This is a genomic window from Aeromonas popoffii, from assembly GCF_000820025.1.
In the GTDB taxonomy this organism is placed as follows: domain Bacteria; phylum Pseudomonadota; class Gammaproteobacteria; order Enterobacterales; family Aeromonadaceae; genus Aeromonas; species Aeromonas popoffii.
In genome coordinates this window covers 45,508-61,150 of sequence record NZ_CDBI01000077.1, presented here as the reverse complement: position 1 = coordinate 61,150, position 15,643 = coordinate 45,508, and the positions used below count along the sequence as shown (strand labels likewise).

Annotated in this window: 15 protein-coding genes; all 15 read left to right on the top strand. The window is 59.3% G+C overall.

Annotated elements, in window-relative coordinates; all coding sequences use genetic code 11:
- Window positions 1-7 precede the first annotated feature (7 nt).
- Complete coding sequence (locus tag BN1129_RS16530; RefSeq protein WP_042037977.1) at window positions 8-898, top strand: ExeA family protein; 891 nt, start codon at window positions 8-10, stop codon at window positions 896-898.
- Window positions 895-1,980 (top strand): tetratricopeptide repeat protein, encoded by a 1,086-nt coding sequence (locus tag BN1129_RS16525; RefSeq protein ID WP_042037976.1) that lies wholly within the window; start codon window positions 895-897, stop codon window positions 1,978-1,980. The genes BN1129_RS16530 and BN1129_RS16525 overlap by 4 nt, the downstream gene beginning before the upstream one ends.
- Window positions 1,981-2,013: 33 nt before the next feature.
- The gene (gene mshE, locus BN1129_RS16520) at window positions 2,014-3,723 is read left to right on the top strand and encodes an MSHA fimbrial ATPase MshE (RefSeq protein ID WP_042037974.1); all 1,710 of its coding nucleotides are present in this window, start codon (window positions 2,014-2,016) and stop codon (window positions 3,721-3,723) included.
- Window positions 3,724-3,791: 68 nt separating this feature from the next.
- Complete coding sequence (gene mshG, locus BN1129_RS16515) at window positions 3,792-5,012, top strand: MSHA fimbrial biogenesis protein MshG (protein WP_042037972.1); 1,221 nt, start codon at window positions 3,792-3,794, stop codon at window positions 5,010-5,012.
- A 69-nt stretch (window positions 5,013-5,081) separates the two neighbouring features.
- Complete coding sequence (locus BN1129_RS16510; protein ID WP_042038053.1) at window positions 5,082-5,543, top strand: hypothetical protein; 462 nt, start codon at window positions 5,082-5,084, stop codon at window positions 5,541-5,543.
- Between the two features lie 77 nt (window positions 5,544-5,620).
- Complete coding sequence (locus BN1129_RS16505) at window positions 5,621-6,292, top strand: prepilin-type N-terminal cleavage/methylation domain-containing protein (RefSeq protein WP_042037971.1); 672 nt, start codon at window positions 5,621-5,623, stop codon at window positions 6,290-6,292.
- A 14-nt stretch (window positions 6,293-6,306) separates the two neighbouring features.
- Window positions 6,307-6,786: a prepilin-type N-terminal cleavage/methylation domain-containing protein gene (locus BN1129_RS16500; protein WP_042037969.1), complete on the top strand. Its 480-nt coding sequence runs from the start codon at window positions 6,307-6,309 to the stop codon at window positions 6,784-6,786.
- Window positions 6,787-6,846: 60 nt separating this feature from the next.
- Window positions 6,847-7,350 (top strand): prepilin-type N-terminal cleavage/methylation domain-containing protein, encoded by a 504-nt coding sequence (locus tag BN1129_RS16495; RefSeq protein ID WP_042037967.1) that lies wholly within the window; start codon window positions 6,847-6,849, stop codon window positions 7,348-7,350.
- On the top strand, window positions 7,337-7,996 hold the full coding sequence (locus BN1129_RS16490) for a type IV pilus modification PilV family protein (RefSeq protein WP_042037966.1): 660 nt from the start codon (window positions 7,337-7,339) through the stop codon (window positions 7,994-7,996). The genes BN1129_RS16495 and BN1129_RS16490 overlap by 14 nt, the downstream gene beginning before the upstream one ends.
- Window positions 7,996-8,823: a PilW family protein gene (locus BN1129_RS16485; protein WP_042037965.1), complete on the top strand. Its 828-nt coding sequence runs from the start codon at window positions 7,996-7,998 to the stop codon at window positions 8,821-8,823. Before BN1129_RS16490 ends, BN1129_RS16485 begins: the two co-directional genes overlap by 1 nt.
- A 37-nt stretch (window positions 8,824-8,860) precedes the next feature.
- Entirely contained in the window at window positions 8,861-9,283 is a 423-nt protein-coding gene (locus tag BN1129_RS16480) for an MSHA biogenesis protein MshP (RefSeq protein ID WP_157013445.1), read from the top strand.
- The gene (locus BN1129_RS16475; RefSeq protein ID WP_042037963.1) at window positions 9,280-12,957 is read left to right on the top strand and encodes a DUF6701 domain-containing protein; all 3,678 of its coding nucleotides are present in this window, start codon (window positions 9,280-9,282) and stop codon (window positions 12,955-12,957) included. The genes BN1129_RS16480 and BN1129_RS16475 overlap by 4 nt, the downstream gene beginning before the upstream one ends.
- Before the next feature lie 204 nt (window positions 12,958-13,161).
- Entirely contained in the window at window positions 13,162-14,202 is a 1,041-nt protein-coding gene (locus BN1129_RS16470; RefSeq protein WP_005308111.1) for a rod shape-determining protein, read from the top strand.
- A gap of 42 nt (window positions 14,203-14,244) precedes the next feature.
- Complete coding sequence (gene mreC / locus BN1129_RS16465) at window positions 14,245-15,153, top strand: rod shape-determining protein MreC (RefSeq protein WP_042037962.1); 909 nt, start codon at window positions 14,245-14,247, stop codon at window positions 15,151-15,153.
- Window positions 15,153-15,638, top strand: a complete 486-nt coding sequence (gene mreD / locus BN1129_RS16460; RefSeq protein ID WP_042037959.1) for a rod shape-determining protein MreD — start codon at window positions 15,153-15,155, stop codon at window positions 15,636-15,638. The genes mreC and mreD overlap by 1 nt, the downstream gene beginning before the upstream one ends.
- The last annotated feature ends 5 nt before the right edge of the window (window positions 15,639-15,643 follow it).

Sequence of the window (15,643 nt, the reverse complement as noted above, 5' to 3'; positions counted from 1 at the left end):
ACGACTCATGTACCTGAACCACTTCGGTCTGCAGGAGGCGCCGTTCGGCCTCACCCCCAACACGGGTTTTTACTACGGGCTGCCTCCCCATGAGGAGGCGCTGCAGGTTCTTAATTGGGCCTTGATGCAGGGGGAGGGCTTCATCAAGGTGACCGGCGAGGTCGGCACCGGCAAGACGCTGCTCTGTCGCAAGCTACTGAGCGAGTTGGGTTCAGAGGCCTGTCCTGTGCGTCTGGCCTGGCTGCCCAACCCGCACCTCACCCCCGCCGAGCTGCGCACCGCGCTGGCACTGGAGCTGGGCTTGTCGGTACGGGAGGGCAACGAGCTGGATCTGACGGATCGCATTCATCGCCACCTCATAGGCCTGCATCAGCATGGGAGCCGGGTGGTGGTGCTGATCGACGAGGCGCAGGCCCTGCCGGACGAGACCCTGGAGGCGATCCGGCTGTTCGGCAACCTGGAGACCGAATCGAGCAAGCTGTTGCAGATAGTGCTGTTCGGCCAGCCGGAGTTGGATGCCAGGCTGGCCAAGCCCCATCTGCGCCAGTTGCGCCAGCGGGTCGGCTTCTCCTACTGCCTGCGGCCACTGCGTTTTGACGAGACTCGCGCTTATCTGGAGCACAGATTGCATGTTTCGGGTTATCGCGGGGCCCCGCTGTTCAGTGGTCGCGCCATGCGCCTGCTGTGGCGCGCCTCCCGTGGCATCCCGCGGCTTACCAACATATTGGCGCAGAAGTGCCTGATGTTGGCCTATGGCCGGGGTGAGCGTCAGATCGATGCCGGTCTGGTGCACCTCGCCATTCGCGATACCGACGATGCCAGCCGCCCCGCTCGGGGTCGCTGGTGGCCACTGTTACTACTGCTGGGGTGCGCCCTGGCCTATGGAGTCTGGCCATGAGCGTGATCAACCAGATGCTCAAGGATCTGGAACTGCGTCAGCAGGGGAGCGAGGGGGCCGTCTATGTGCCTCCTGTTCGGCAACAGGGCTGGTGGATGCTGGTGCTGACCCTGATCTGCGGTCTGGCCCTCGGCATTCTCGGCTGGCGGACCTGGATCTATTGGCAGCAGAGCCAGCGGGTTGTGCCTCAGAGTCAGGTGCAGGCGACCAGCGAGCCACGGCCTGATGCCGTTGCCCGCGTTGTGCCGGTCACACCCGCGGACGAGGAGCAGGAGCCTGAGCCGGTGGATCTGGTGGTGGCCTTGCCCACTCCGAGCGCAAGGCCCGAGCTCGCAGCCGATCCCGAGCCGGTGCAGGAGGAGCAGGATGAAACCGGCTATGAAGCGGTGGCGCCGAGTGATGAAGCGCTGCAGCCTGACCTCTATGCCGAGCTGGAAGCGGAACAAGAGGCTGTCGTCCCGCCACCGCGCAAACCGGGTGTGCTGAAGATAGAGACGGTGAACCTCTCCGAGGCCGAGCTGGCAACCCTGGCCGAGCGCAAGGCCACCACCGCCATGGCCAGGGGGCAATTGCGCGATGCCCAGGACAACTACTATCAGGTGCTGGTTCATGCCCCGCACAATCAGGGGGCCCGCGAGCAACTGGCGGGTCTGCTCTATGGCGAAGGTCGGCTGAGCGAGGCCACTCAACTGCTGGAAGAGGGTATCCGGCTCGATCCAGAGCAGGCGGATTTTCGGCTGCTGCTGGCCAGGCTCGCCATCAGCAGCGGCGATCAGCTCAAGGCGCTCGGCTGGTTGACCGGCTATCAGCCGGATCTGGCCAGCAATCTGGATTATTACGCCACTTGGGCTGGCGTGACCCAGGAGCTGGGCCGCAATGCCGAGGCGGCCGAGCTCTATGTGACCTTGCTGCGTCAGCAGCCGGATCAGGGCCGCTGGTGGCTCGGGCTCGGCGTGGCCGAAGATGGTCAGGGCCACAGCCAGCGGGCGCTCGATGCCTATCGCAACGCCCAGCTACACGGCAACCTCGGCGAAGCATCGGCGAGCTGGATTGAACAACGAATTGCCCAGCTTGCCCCCTGACGGGCGGGCTGGTTAACTTTTTTTGGAGTTTGCATGGCACAACCCAGACTGAAAATGCGCCTCGGCGACCTGCTGGTGCAAGAGCAGATCATCTCGGATGATCAGTTGCAGCTCGCCCTGCAGCAGCAGCGTCAGACCGGCCGCAAGCTGGGCACCACACTGATCGATCTCGGCTTCATCAGCGAGGTACAGCTGCTGCAGTTTCTTGCCCGCCAGCTGGATGTGCCCTTCTTCGATCTCAACAACCTCACCATCGACGTCTCGGCGGTACCTTTGTTGCCCGAGGTACAGGCGCGCCGCTATCGCGCACTGGCGGTCAACCTCACCGACAACCGGGTGACGGTGGCCATGTCGGATCCGGCGGACTTGAGTGCCCTCGATGCCATCGCAGCGTTGCTGCGCCCGCGGGAGATGGTGCTGTCAGTGGCGCGGGAAGGCCAGTTGCTGGAGTATTTCGACCGCCTCTATCGCCGTACCCGCGAAATAGAGAGCTTCGCCGAACAGCTGCAGGAGGAGTATCAGGATACTGGCTTCGAGCTGGGTTCTAGCAACATCGGGTCCGGTGACGAGGGGGAGGCGACGGTGGCCAAGCTGCTGCGTTCCCTGTTCGAGGACGCGGTGCAGGTAGGGGCCTCCGATATACACATAGAGCCGGATGAGAAGGTGCTGCGCATTCGCCAGCGGATCGACGGCATCTTGCACGAGAATATCCTGAACGAGGTGCGCATCGCCCAGGCGCTGGTGCTACGTCTGAAACTGGTGGCAGGGCTCGACATATCCGAGAAGCGGCTGCCCCAGGATGGTCGCTTCAACATGAAGGTGCGCGGCCGGGACGTGGATGTGCGTATGTCCACCATGCCGGTGCAGTACGGTGAGTCCGTGGTGATGCGGTTGCTGGATCAATCCTCCGGCATACTGTCGCTGAGCGAGACCGGCATGCCGCCGGAGATCCTGGCCCGTTTTCGCCGTCAGCTCAAACGACCCCACGGCATGATACTGGTGACCGGCCCGACCGGGAGCGGCAAGACCACCACCCTCTACGGCGCCCTCTCCGAGCTCAATCAGGCCAGCCACAAGATCATCACGGTGGAAGACCCGGTAGAATACCGGTTGCCCAGAGTCAACCAGGTGCAGGTGAATCCCAAGATAGGCCTCACCTTCTCCCATGTGCTGCGTTCTACCCTGCGTCAGGATCCGGACATACTGCTGGTGGGCGAGATGCGGGACAACGAGACGGTGGAAATAGGCCTGCGTGGCGCCATCACAGGCCACCTGGTGCTCACCACACTGCACACCAACGATGCGGTCACCAGTGCCCTGCGTCTCATCGACATGGGCGCGCCTGGCTATCTGGTGGCGAGCGCGCTGCGAGCCGTGGTGGCCCAGCGGCTGGTGCGGCGGGTGTGCGAGCACTGCGTCGAGGAGCGGGCGCCGGACGAGGGGCAGGCCACCTGGCTGACTGTGCTCTCCGGCGAAGCGCCCGGTCAGCATGCCTATCACAAGGGGCGTGGCTGCCAGAGCTGCAACTTCACTGGTTACTCTGGCCGGATCGGGGTCTATGAGCTGCTGGAACTGGATCAACCCATGATGGATGCCCTGCGCCGCAACGATGCCGAAGGTTTCGCCAAGGCGGCGCGCCAGCATGAACACTTCCGGCCACTGGCCCTGACGGCGCTGGATTATGCCCGCCAGGGGATCACCTCGGTGGATGAAGTGCTGCGGTTGGCCGAGGATCTGGGGTAAGCCATGACTCACTTCAACGCCAACGCACAGGCTGGTTGCCATGACATTCTCGGTCAGGGGCGCACCTCATGAGTACCTTTGCCTACAAGGGGCGCGACAGCCAGGGCAATGCTGTCAACGGCGTGGTGGACGCAGCTAACGAGATGGCTGCGGCCGAGCAGCTGATGCGTCGCGGTGTGATGCCGACCGAACTCAAGCCGGGCAAGGCGAAATCAGCCGCCATCGACTGGTCGCTGTTGCTGGAAGGGGGCGTCAAGCTGGACGAGCTGGTGGTATTCAGCCGCCAGATGTATGCCCTGACCCGGGCGGGGATCCCCATACTGCGCGCCATCGCCGGGCTGGAGGAGAGTGCCCACAGCAAGACGCTCAAGCGAGCGCTGCACGCGCTGGGGGAAGATCTCGGCAATGGCCGGCCGCTCTCCAGCTCGATGCAGGCTCACCCCAAGGTATTCAGCAGTCTGTTTGTCGCCATCGTTCACGTGGGCGAGAACACGGGTCAGCTGGAAGAGGCCTTCTTGCAGCTCGCCAACTATTTCGATCTGGAGCTGGAGACCCGCAAGCGGATCAAGACCGCCATGCGTTATCCCAGTTTCGTGATGATCGCCATCGGCATCGCCATGGTGATCCTCAATATCATGGTGATCCCCGTCTTCGCCGGCATGTTTGCCAAGTTCGGCGTCGAGTTGCCGCTGACGACCCGGATCCTGCTCGCCACCTCCCACTTCTTTGTCCACTACTGGTGGCTGCTGCTTGGCATACTGATCGCCATGGTGTTGGGCTGGCGGCGCTGGGTTGCAACGGTCAAGGGCAAGCTGATCTGGCACAGATGGCAACTCAGGCTGCCCATCGTCGGCACCATCATTGAGCGCTCCCTGCTGGCCCGCTTCGCCCGCAGCTTTTCCATGATGCTCAAGGCCGGGGTGCCGCTCAATACGGCGCTGACCCTGGTGGCCGATGCGGTGGATAACGCCTATATGGCGGGCCAGATCCGTGACATGCGAGCCGGTATTGAACGGGGTGAGAGCCTGCTGCGCACCGCTGGTAGCAGCGGCTTGTTTACCCCCCTGGTGATGCAGATGATCGCGGTGGGGGAAGAGACCGGTCAGGTTGACGACCTACTGCATGAGGCGGCCGAGTATTACGAGCGGGAGGTGGACTATGACCTCAAGAGCCTGACCGCCCGTATCGAGCCCATCCTGATAGGCATAGTGGCCGTCATGGTGCTGGTGCTGGCACTGGGTATCTTCACACCCATGTGGGACATGATGCGGGCCGTGCGCGGTAGCTAACGGCCTTTACTCCTCTTGATGGGGATATGATGCAATGTGGTTGGTCAACAGGGTGTGAGAGAGGTGCGGGTGAGCAGACAATCACAACAGGATGATCGCTGGCTGGGGGGATATAGGAGAATAGCCGCCCTGATCTTGCTGCTGATCATAGTGGCGACCCTGGCCCAGAGCTATCGCACCCACAGAGCGGAGGCGCTGACCCTCAGCCTGGTCCTGCTGGGAGAGCAGTTTGCCGGGCGGACGCAAAGGTTGCACGGACTCTGGCTGGATCAGCGCCGTCCCGCGAGCCTGTTCGCCGATGGTCTGGTCTGGCAGTTCGATGACAGTGGTTGGCCTATCGGGGCCGGCCCCCTGCTGACGCCCTCGGAAAATTGCCGCCAGCTGTGGTTGTCGATCATAGGCACACAGAGCCAGGATCTGCCGCCGCTGCAAGCGCTGGCGAGCCGCGATGGCGGGGGATGCGAGTTCGGTTGGGAAGATAATTGGCTGATGTATCAATTTTCTGATGGCAGAGTGCTGAAAAAGCCTTGAATGAGGCCCATTGTGTGGCCCAGTTAAATGATTTTTTTATATCTGCATGAAATAATGCGGGTTATTACGGAGGGAGCATGGCAACAAATCGAATGGCATCAACACATCCCGGGTTGGTAATAACGTCTCGGGCGGCGGGTTTTTCGTTGATCGAGCTGGTGATCGTCATCGTTATCCTGGGGATCCTGGCGGTGACCGCCTTGCCTCGCTTCCTCGATGTGACCGACGAGGCCAAGAAGGCCAGTGTGGAAGGGGTTTCCGGCGGCTTTGCCACCGGTGTGTCGCTGGTGCGGGCCCAGTGGGAAGCGGAGGGACGAGCCAAGCAGGACAGCCTCAATACGGTGCTGTATGACGGTTCGCGTTTCTATCTGACCACGCCGACCGAGACCCAGGTCAGCAATGGCGAGCTGTCGCCCGGTTATCCCATGGATACCTCGGCGGGTGGCGGTATCGATGTGGATCCGGCTAACCTGACGGCCCAGCGCTGTCTCAAGATTTGGGAGGGACTGTTGCAGAACCCGCCCAAGGCTACTGCCAGCTTTGACGAGGTGCGCGGTAGCGGCAATGACCTGAAATACTATGTCAGTGTGACCAATAACGGCCTGGACTCCGTCTGTCGCTACTATCTGGTCAATAGTTTGAGTAAGGGCAGTGATGGCAAGTATCAGGATCCGCAAGGCAGTACTGATGCATTTATGAGTTTCAGTTACCGTCCGGCGTCCGGTCAGGTGACCACCAATATCAATTGACAGAGGAAAGTAAAATGAAAAAACAGGCGGGTTTTACCCTGATCGAGTTGGTCATAGTGATCATTATTCTGGGCATTCTGGCCGTGACGGCAGCGCCCAAATTCCTGAATCTGCAGGATGATGCCAAGAAGTCCGCTGCTCAGGGCGTGCAGGCCGCAGTCAGCAGCTCAGCTCAGCTGGTTTATAGCAAATCAGCATTGGAAGGCGAAGAGCGCGTCAGTAGTGCAGCGGTGTCCGGCTCTGATGGTACATCGATTGAGACTGCTTATGGTTATCCAAAGGCGGCTGATGCAGGGATCAAAAATGCAGTAACTATCGATGGCTCCTGGAAGGGCAGTGAGGTTACTAAAGATACCTCTTATCAGTTCAAAGCTGACAACGACCTGAAAAAAGATGCCAAGTGCGTTCTTTATACTCAGGCTACAAGTACCGCAACAGCAACTACCATCGTTGGCAAGTTGAATGCTGATAATGGTACGTGTGTGCTGCCCTAAGACTTTGAATGATGAGCGAGGCTTCGGCCTCGCTTTCTCTTTTCCCTGATGAGAACCTCCATGCCTGCAACCAAGGGCTTTACCCTGATTGAACTGGTACTGGTGATCCTGTTACTCGGGATTCTGGCCGCCTTTGCCGTGCCCAAATGGCTGGGTAAAGGCGGCTTTGAAACTCAAACCGTTCGCGACGAACTGCTGACCCGGCTGCGGCTGGTGCAGACCGTTAATATGCATGAACCCGCCAACCGCTGTACCCAGCTGGTGGTGGACGCGTCCCGTTTTGCCCATATCACCCTGGCGATGACCGGTGCTGTTTGCCCGGCCCCCGGCCCTATTGCCAGCTGGAGTGATAATCAGCGCACCCGGGGACGCCTTGTCACCCCATCTTCTGGCATCACTGTCTCCCTCAATAACAGCAGCAGTTTTGTGCTGCGCTTTGATCGGCTGGGTCGTCCAATCGGGAATTGCGCCACCGCAAGCGGGTGCACTCTGCTGGTGAGCGATGGCCGTGAGACCAGCCGCATCAAGATAGAGTCCGAGGGGTATATCCATGAGATCCCTTAAGCGCGGTTTTACCCTGATAGAGCTGATCGTCGGTATTGTGCTGCTGGCGGTGGCATTGACCGGCATTCTCGGGCTCTTGATCAATCAGGCACCGCAGGCGGTGGACCCGGTGCAGCAGGTACGCGCCGCCCAGTTGGCCCAGCGCCTCTCCGGGGAGATACTGCAAAAGTCGTTTGATGAGCAGTCGGATCATAATGGTGGCCGTTATCGCTGTGGCGAGACGTTGAATGGTCAGTTTTATGGGGACTGCAGTTGCCCTGTCGGTCTGGCGTGCACCCAGCGGCCTCCCGCTCCGGCCATCACCGGCTGGCAACCTAGCGTCTATGGCCCTGATGGCGGTGAACGGGCCCCCTACACCTTTAATGATGTGGATGATTATCAGACCAGTGCCATTTGTGCCAAGGGCTGGGTCGAGGTTAGCTGTTTCAACGGTGACTGGATTGATGCGGCATTTTTTACTCAAACCGATTCCAAGGTTGCAAGCGATGAGTATCGCAACTATCAGGTCAGAATCGCGGTCACTCCGGATAACCTGTTTGGAAGCACGGGCCTTAAGGTGGAGTCTATCGGCAAGCGTATTGATCTGCAGGTCAAACTACCGGATGGGAGCGTGCTCGATTTCTCCTTCTATCGGGGTAACTACTGATGAGAGGGGCAATGCGCGGTTTCACCCTGGTCGAGTTGGTGATGGTGATTCTGCTGCTCGGCATCATGGCGACCTTTACCAGCCAGTTTATCGGCATTGGCACCCAGATCTATGGGGATGCCAGCAGCCGCGAGCAGTTGATGAGCGATGCCCGCTTCGCCATGGAGCGGCTCAATCGCGAGCTGCGTGATGCGGTACCGGGCTCGGAGCGGATTGAAGACCGGAACGGTAACTGGCTTGACGAAGGAGCCTGCCTGCGTTTTTGGCCCATCAGTGCCTCCAGTCGCTATCTTGCCCTCAATCGTGCCATATCAGGCAGCAGCGATACCCTGGAGCTGGTGATGGCAACCCCCGCCTCAGCAGCCAATCCACTGAGTGTGGATGCGGCCGCCGTAAGCAAAGGTGACAAGATGATCGTGTTCCCCGTGCCGGACAAAAATGCCGGCTCACTGGCCACCAATTGCGAGTTCGGTCGCTGTGTGGCCAGCGTAACGGACGTGTTGGCGCCGGTTTCCGGGGTACAAAGCATTCGCTACACCAGTGCGCAAACCCTGGCCGGGCTCTCACCGGGCAGTCGCGTCTATTTTGCCCGCGAGCAAGTCCGCTACTGTGTGGAAGGGAGCACGATAACGAGATCGAGCGCGGCCATTGGCGCCTCTTTTCCTGCACAGGGCGTGCTGATGGCCGATTCTCTTCGAACGGGAGTGTTCTATCGGGAAACGTCGGCCTTTAACGCTGAAGGGGAGTTTGGCGTGCGCTTCGTGTTCGAGCGCAGAGGTGAGTCAGTCACCTTTAACCACAAGATAGGGGTGTTCAATGTCCCTTGATGCGCGCTCTGTAGGGCGGATGAGGGGCAGCGCCCTGATGATCGCCCTGTTTGTGATTGTGGTGATGGCGCTGCTGGCTGCTGCCATGGGTCGCTTTCTGACCGACAGTAGTGAAAAGAATACGGTGGAGGTGCGCAGTGTGCGCGCTTTGCTGGCTGCCCAGAGCGGGCTGGAAGTGGCGCTCTATCGGCTCTTCCCCAATAGGACTCTCGCTGACCCGCTACCGGCTGGGGTCTGTCTTGCTACCAGCACTGTGAGCTTTGCCGGCAATCCGGGGCTGGTCGACTGCCAGGCCGTGGTGCGTTGTGTTGCCTTGCCTGTGACTGATAACGGGCTTGTGAGCACTGGCTATCGACTCGAGAGTGTAGGCACCTGTGGCGCGTCCAATATTGACAGTGCCAATCCAGATTTTGCCGTGAGTCGCACTCTGACCGTTGAAGCCTATGATGGAGGTTCATGATGAAATGGCTATGGTGCCTGGCCCTTCTTGGTAGTCAGGCGTGGGCCTTCGATCCCATCGACACCGGCACCTTCTTCCCTGCCGTGGTACAGGGTCATCATGGTGACAACAACGACACCTGCAACCAGATCAGCGGCTATCAGCTCACCCAGCTCAACAATCCCAAGATCAACGGTACCGGTGGTCTGCCACTCAACTTCTGTTCCATCCAGCCTGATCAGAACAATACGCCCCGTTGCGATGATGGTGCTGGCGGTTACAAGGTCTGTGCCATTACTGGTAGCGATATTCGCGGCCTCCCGATGGCAACGGGGAACAACAAGTTCCCGACCATAGGTGCCAGCAATGACCTGACCTGCTCATCAGGCTCTCAAACTGCCTCCAACGCTTCTTATCGCACCATGACAGCGGACAACTGCACTATGACGTTCCCTAGTCGTAGCGAGTATCAGATCAAGACCCTGACTCTGCGTAACAGGGCGACCCTGATACTGGGGGACGGTGACTATTTTATCGACAAGTTGAATATCGACAACGTGACCATTCGCCTCTCTGGTAGCGGCATCACCCGGATTTTTGTCAATCAGGACGTCACCCTGTTCAATACGGTCAACATCAACAGCAATAACCAAGGGAGTCTTATCTGGGTTAATTACGGCAACATGGTGCTCGATAATGCCACCACATTCTATGGGTACCTCTATAGCGACAACAAATTGACCATGAATAACTATGCGGCTGTCTATGGTCGTGTCACGGCACGCTATTTGATTATGGATTCCCAGTCGAGCATCAACGAAACTGTGTTGACCCCCATGCTGACCTGTTTTGTCGACGGCTTTGACAGCGCCCAGATCAACCCGGACAGCTGGGTGGTAGCCCAGCGCAACAGCAGTACGTTGCCATCTGTGCAGAATGGTCGTTTACGGCTGACCCAAAACACGACCAATCAGGCTACGTCGGCAACCTTTCAACGGCTGTTCCCAGGAGCCAGCAACCTGGTGACGGTCGAGTTCGATCAGTTCGCCTACAAGACATCTGGTTCGAGCGGTGCAGATGGGATGGCGGTGGTGCTTTCCGATTCAACCCTGACCCCCCAGCCTGGAGCATTTGGTGGTCCGCTGGGATATGGCTTCAAAACCGGGATCAGTGGCTTTGCGGGCGGTTGGCTCGGGGTGGGGATCGACGAGTACGGCAACTATGCCAATGAAGGGGGATCTTACAATCTGGGATCCCGCCCTCAGGCAGTTTCCATTCGTGGCTCAGGCTCGGGCACCTCGGGCTACCGTTATCTGGCTGGCACTACAAGCAACCTGAACCCGGCCGTTGACAGTGGTACGAATAGCAATCGCCCCCACCGTTATCGAATTACTGTCGACTCCCGGACGGCAGGCAGCTCGCTGGCGAAAGTTGAGCGGGATACCGGCTCGGGTTACAGCACCTTAGTTGGTCCCATCAACATGGCGAGTCAGGCCGGCCAGGCTGCGGTGCCAGCCAATTTCCTGCTCTCCCTGACCGGTTCCACCGGCTCGGTGACCAATTTCCACGAAATCGACAACGTGCAGATCTGTGCCCTGCAATCCAATCCGGTCGGGGTGCAGATCGATCACTTCCAGCTCGATCACTCCGGTCAGGCACTGACGTGTAATCCCGAGACAGTGACGGTCAAGGCGTGCGCCAATGCCGCTTGCACCACCCTGATCACAGACCTTGTGACCGCGACCCTGAGTCTTACGCCTACTTCTGCCAGCAATGGTTGGATTAACGGTAATACGGTGACCTTCAGGGGCGGTTCCACTACCGTTCAGCTGCGCAACAACACGGCCACGGCGGTCACTATCGGGGTGTCCGGCTCGACCCCTACCACCAAGCCATTCAGTACCACCTTGTGCAAGGCCGGTGCCGCCGCTCCCAGTGCGGCAGCCTGTGCCCTTAATTTTGCCGACAGCGGCTTCTTTTTCGATGTGCCGGATACCTACTCCAACCAGCCGCAGACGGTCACCATCAAGGCGGTCAAAAAGAGCGATGTGACCAAGCAGTGTGTGCCGGGATTTGCCAGCCAGACCAAGAGCGTCAAATTCTGGAGCAGCTATATCTCTCCGAATAGTAACCCTTACAACAGCAAGATGAGTCTCAACAATAACGTGCTGGGCACGAGTCTGGGAACTGCGATACCTGTTTCCCTCCCATTTGATGCCCAGGGACAGTCGACCATCACGGTTCATTACCCGGATGCTGGTCAGGTGCAACTGGATGCTCGTTATGATGGCACCGGCAGTGAGGCGGGTCTGGTAATGCTCGGCGCGGATCAGTTTGTGGCACGTCCTGTCGGCTTGTGTATTACGCCCCCGCAAGGTGTCTGCGCGGCAGGTAATAGCAGTTGCCCGGTATTCAAAAAAGCGGGAGAGACATTCCAGATAGACCTCAAGGCGATGGCCTGGGAATCTGCCAATGATAGCGATATCTGCGTCGGGAATCAGACCACGCCCAACTTTGCCCAGCCCAATATTGCCTTGGGCAGTTCGCTGGTGGCGCCAACCCCCGGCACCAATGCAGCTGTGGGAACTGCCACCTATAACCATGTTGCCGCGAGCAACGGCCTCAATAGTGTTAGCCAGACGGTGAGCGAGGTGGGGGTCTTCCGGATGACTGCGACGCCACCGGTGGCAACGCCGCCAGAGGGAAGCACTGTATCTACGGGCTATTTCGGCTACACCATCCCTTCCGCCAGCAGCGTGCCGGTGGGCCGTTTTATTCCTGCCGACTTCAATCTGGTCAGTGGCGACATAGTGCCGGCCTGCAATGCGTTCTCTTATATGGGGCAGCCGTTTGGGGTCACGCTGGATGTGCTGGCTCGGAACACGACTGGTGGTCAGACCCGGAACTATACTGGGCCCTTTGCCAAGGGGGATGCCTATCTCTCGGTTGCCAACAACAAGGATGGTAACTCCCTGTCGGCCCGGTTGCGCAGCTTGTCGACGCTGCCTTGGGTCAATGGGCGGGCGCAGTTTACTGGTAATAGCGAGTTTGTGCGTCTCTCCGACACTCAACAGGACGGCCCATACAAATCTTTGCTGTTTGGTCTGTATATGAAAGACAACGATGGCGACAAAACATTGATTGCCAGCCCCAACTTCAACGATGCCGTGGTCGGCAATTGCAGCGGCAGTGGCTGCAATGCTCGTCTGATCGACAGTGTGCCCATGCAAGTCTATTTCGGCCGCCTGCTGGCCGGTACGGCAGCGGGCCTGGCCTCTGCGCCGTTGGCCGTGCCATTGCAGATGCAATATTACGAAGCGGGCAACTGGCAGTTGAACAAGCTGGATCAATGTACGGAGCTCTCTTTGGCCAATCAGGGGTTCACTTTCCTCAATCCGAGTCAGACGTTTGATGCGACCAGTCGCGATTTGAATCTGGGCGCCAGTCGCAAGATCAGGTTGGGGCTGGGGGATCCGCCCCCGGGAGTGATGTCGGTTAGAGCCAAAGATGGCGAGATCATGTTCCAGTTTGCCAAGCCGGAGATCTCGGTACGCATCCCCTACAAGGTCGATTTGTCAAAACAGCCATCACAGCCGCGCTGGTTGTCAGATCCAATTACCCTGCAAGGGGAGGCCATTTTCGGCTCCAGCCGGGGTAATGACAGAATTATTTATCGGCGCGAAGTAATGCCGTAATGGAGGCGGGGCGGCGGATCTTCGTGATCTTCCCCCCTATCTTCTTGTTTATTAGCGTTTGTCTGCCTGTGCGAGTGAGTGATGACTCGCATTTTTGTCGCGCCTGATGGGTTGGCGACAGTTTGAGCGCTTGCCCATTGGGGTGGGCATTGGTAAAGTTAGCCGGTTTTCTGCACCTCCAAATTCTTAGGATTTCCCGTAGCCATGTTCAAAAAGCTCAGAGGCGTCTTTTCCAACGATCTGTCGATCGACTTGGGAACTGCCAACACCCTGATCTACGTAAAAGATCAAGGGATCGTCCTTAACGAACCCTCAGTTGTCGCCATTCGCCAAGAGCGCGGGAACGCCAAATCGGTCGCTGCCGTCGGTCATGCCGCCAAGCAGATGCTGGGTCGTACCCCTGGCAACATCTCCGCCATCCGTCCGATGAAAGACGGCGTCATTGCCGACTTCTACGTGACCGAGAAGATGCTGCAGCACTTCATCAAGCAGGTTCACGACAACAATTATTTCCGCCCGAGCCCCCGTGTGCTGGTGTGTGTGCCGTGTGGCTCTACCCAGGTAGAGCGCCGTGCCATCAAGGAATCCGCACTGGGCGCAGGCGCCCGTGAGGTTTACCTGATCGACGAACCCATGGCTGCCGCCATCGGTGCCGGCTTGCCGGTCTCCGAAGCGACCGGTTCCATGGTGGTTGATATCGGTGGTGGTACGACCGAAGTGGCCATCATCTCCCTGAACGGCGTGGTTTACTCCCAGTCCGTGCGGATCGGTGGCGACAAGTTTGACGAAGCCATCATCAGCTACGTGCGTCGCAACTATGGCAGCCTGATCGGGGAAGCCACCGCCGAGCGCATCAAGCACGAAATCGGCTCCGCCTATCCGGGCGAAGAGGTACGCGAGATCGAAGTGCGTGGTCGCAACCTGGCCGAAGGTGTGCCGCGCAGCTTTACCCTCAACTCCAACGAGATCCTGGAAGCGCTGCAAGAGCCGCTGTCCGGTATCGTCTCCGCCGTGATGGTGGCGCTGGAACAGTCTCCGCCAGAATTGGCGTCCGACATCTCCGAGCGCGGCATGGTGCTGACCGGTGGTGGTGCACTGCTGAAGGATATCGACCGTCTGCTGATGGAAGAGACCGGCATACCGGTAGTGGTTGCCGAAGATCCCCTCACCTGTGTGGCCCGTGGCGGCGGCAAGGCGCTGGAGCTGATCGATATGCACGGTGGCGACCTGTTCCACTACGAATAAGACCCAAAGCCGGCCAGCGCGCCGGCTCTTTTTTGACGACTCATGAAACCCATTTTTGGTAGAGGCCCTTCGCTTCAGTTACGGTTGTTTCTCGCCGTCATCATCTCCATTGCTGCCATCGTAGCGGACTCTCGCTTCGGTGTGTTTACCCATGTCCGCGTCTACCTCAGTTCGCTCGTCAGCCCGCTGCAATACATGGCCAATGCGCCAGGCATCATGCTCGATACCATGTCTACCCAGGTGCAGACCCGGGCCGGTCTTATCGAACAAACCAAGCAGCAGGAACAACAGCTGTTCACCCTGCGTTCGCGCCTGCTCAAGATGGATCATCTGGAGCACGAGAACCAGCGTCTGCGTGAGCTGCTTGGTTCCCCGGTACACAAGGAGTCCCGCAAGATGGTGGCCGAGCTGCTGTCGGTGGATTCCGACCCCTTTAGCCATCAGGTGCTGATCAACAAGGGGGCGCTGGATGGTGTCTACAATGGTCAGCCGGTGATCAACGATCAGGGGGTGATAGGTCAGGTGCTGCACGTGGGTTCCACCACCAGCCGCGTCCTGCTCATTACCGACTCCAGTCACGGTATCCCGGTACGGGTGCTGCGCAACGACCTGCGTGCCATTGCCTCCGGCAGTGGCGAGCTGGACAAGCTGGAGCTGCGTAACTTGCCGCGCAACACGGACGTGCAAGTGGGCGACCTGCTGGTCACCTCCGGCCTTGGCGGCCGCTTCCCGGAAGGTTATCCGGTGGCGACCGTGACCCGCTCCGACTATGTGGAGGGCAAGCCCTTCGCCCAGGTCGAGGCCAAGCCGCTGGTGGCATTGGACAGATTGCGTTACCTGCTGCTGCTGTGGACCGACAAGAATCCGGACGTGCATGATGATGAAGAGGCGCCGCCGGCCCCGGCTGCTGCATCGGTCGCGCCGAGCTCGACTGCGGGAGCGACACACTGATGTTGCAACCCGCCAGCGGCAGGATCTGGATCTGGATCTCGATTCTGCTGGCTCTGTGCCTGTCGATCCTGCCGCTTCCCTTTCAATTTGAACCCTTCCGTCCGGATTGGCTCGCCATGGTGCTCATCTACTGGGCGCTGGCGCTGCCGCATCGGACCAACGTCGGCTCTGCCTGGGTGGCGGGCCTGCTGCTGGATGTGCTGCTGGGCAGCACCCTCGGCGTGCGGGCCATGGCCATGGCCATCACCACCTATCTGGCGGCCTTCCAGTTTCAGAAGATCCGCAACTTCTCCCTCTGGCAACAGGCGCTGATCATCGGCTGCCTCTCGCTGGTGGGCAAGGTGACCATCTTCTGGGCCGAACACCTGTTCAGCCGTGCCAGCCTCAATCTTGCCTACTTTTGGTCGACCCTGAGCACGATGCTAATATGGCCCTGGGTGTTTCTGGTCTTGCGCAAGGTGCGCCGTCGCTTCAATATCAAGTGAATATG

What these genes read in the sequence shown, in the direction of transcription:
- BN1129_RS16525 (WP_042037976.1), top strand. Translation starts at nt 895, where the DNA reads ATGAGCGTGATCAACCAGATGCTCAAGGATCTGGAACTGCGTCAGCAG.
- BN1129_RS16480 (WP_157013445.1), top strand. Translation starts at nt 8,861, where the DNA reads ATGATCGCCCTGTTTGTGATTGTGGTGATGGCGCTGCTGGCTGCTGCC.
- BN1129_RS16490 (WP_042037966.1), top strand. Translation starts at nt 7,337, where the DNA reads ATGAGATCCCTTAAGCGCGGTTTTACCCTGATAGAGCTGATCGTCGGT.
- BN1129_RS16500 (WP_042037969.1), top strand. Translation starts at nt 6,307, where the DNA reads ATGAAAAAACAGGCGGGTTTTACCCTGATCGAGTTGGTCATAGTGATC.
- BN1129_RS16485 (WP_042037965.1), top strand. Translation starts at nt 7,996, where the DNA reads ATGAGAGGGGCAATGCGCGGTTTCACCCTGGTCGAGTTGGTGATGGTG.
- BN1129_RS16505 (WP_042037971.1), top strand. Translation starts at nt 5,621, where the DNA reads ATGGCAACAAATCGAATGGCATCAACACATCCCGGGTTGGTAATAACG.
- BN1129_RS16470 (WP_005308111.1), top strand. Translation starts at nt 13,162, where the DNA reads ATGTTCAAAAAGCTCAGAGGCGTCTTTTCCAACGATCTGTCGATCGAC.
- BN1129_RS16530 (WP_042037977.1), top strand. Translation starts at nt 8, where the DNA reads ATGTACCTGAACCACTTCGGTCTGCAGGAGGCGCCGTTCGGCCTCACC.
- mreD (WP_042037959.1), top strand. Translation starts at nt 15,153, where the DNA reads ATGTTGCAACCCGCCAGCGGCAGGATCTGGATCTGGATCTCGATTCTG.
- BN1129_RS16475 (WP_042037963.1), top strand. Translation starts at nt 9,280, where the DNA reads ATGATGAAATGGCTATGGTGCCTGGCCCTTCTTGGTAGTCAGGCGTGG.
- mshE (WP_042037974.1), top strand. Translation starts at nt 2,014, where the DNA reads ATGGCACAACCCAGACTGAAAATGCGCCTCGGCGACCTGCTGGTGCAA.
- mreC (WP_042037962.1), top strand. Translation starts at nt 14,245, where the DNA reads ATGAAACCCATTTTTGGTAGAGGCCCTTCGCTTCAGTTACGGTTGTTT.
- mshG (WP_042037972.1), top strand. Translation starts at nt 3,792, where the DNA reads ATGAGTACCTTTGCCTACAAGGGGCGCGACAGCCAGGGCAATGCTGTC.
- BN1129_RS16495 (WP_042037967.1), top strand. Translation starts at nt 6,847, where the DNA reads ATGCCTGCAACCAAGGGCTTTACCCTGATTGAACTGGTACTGGTGATC.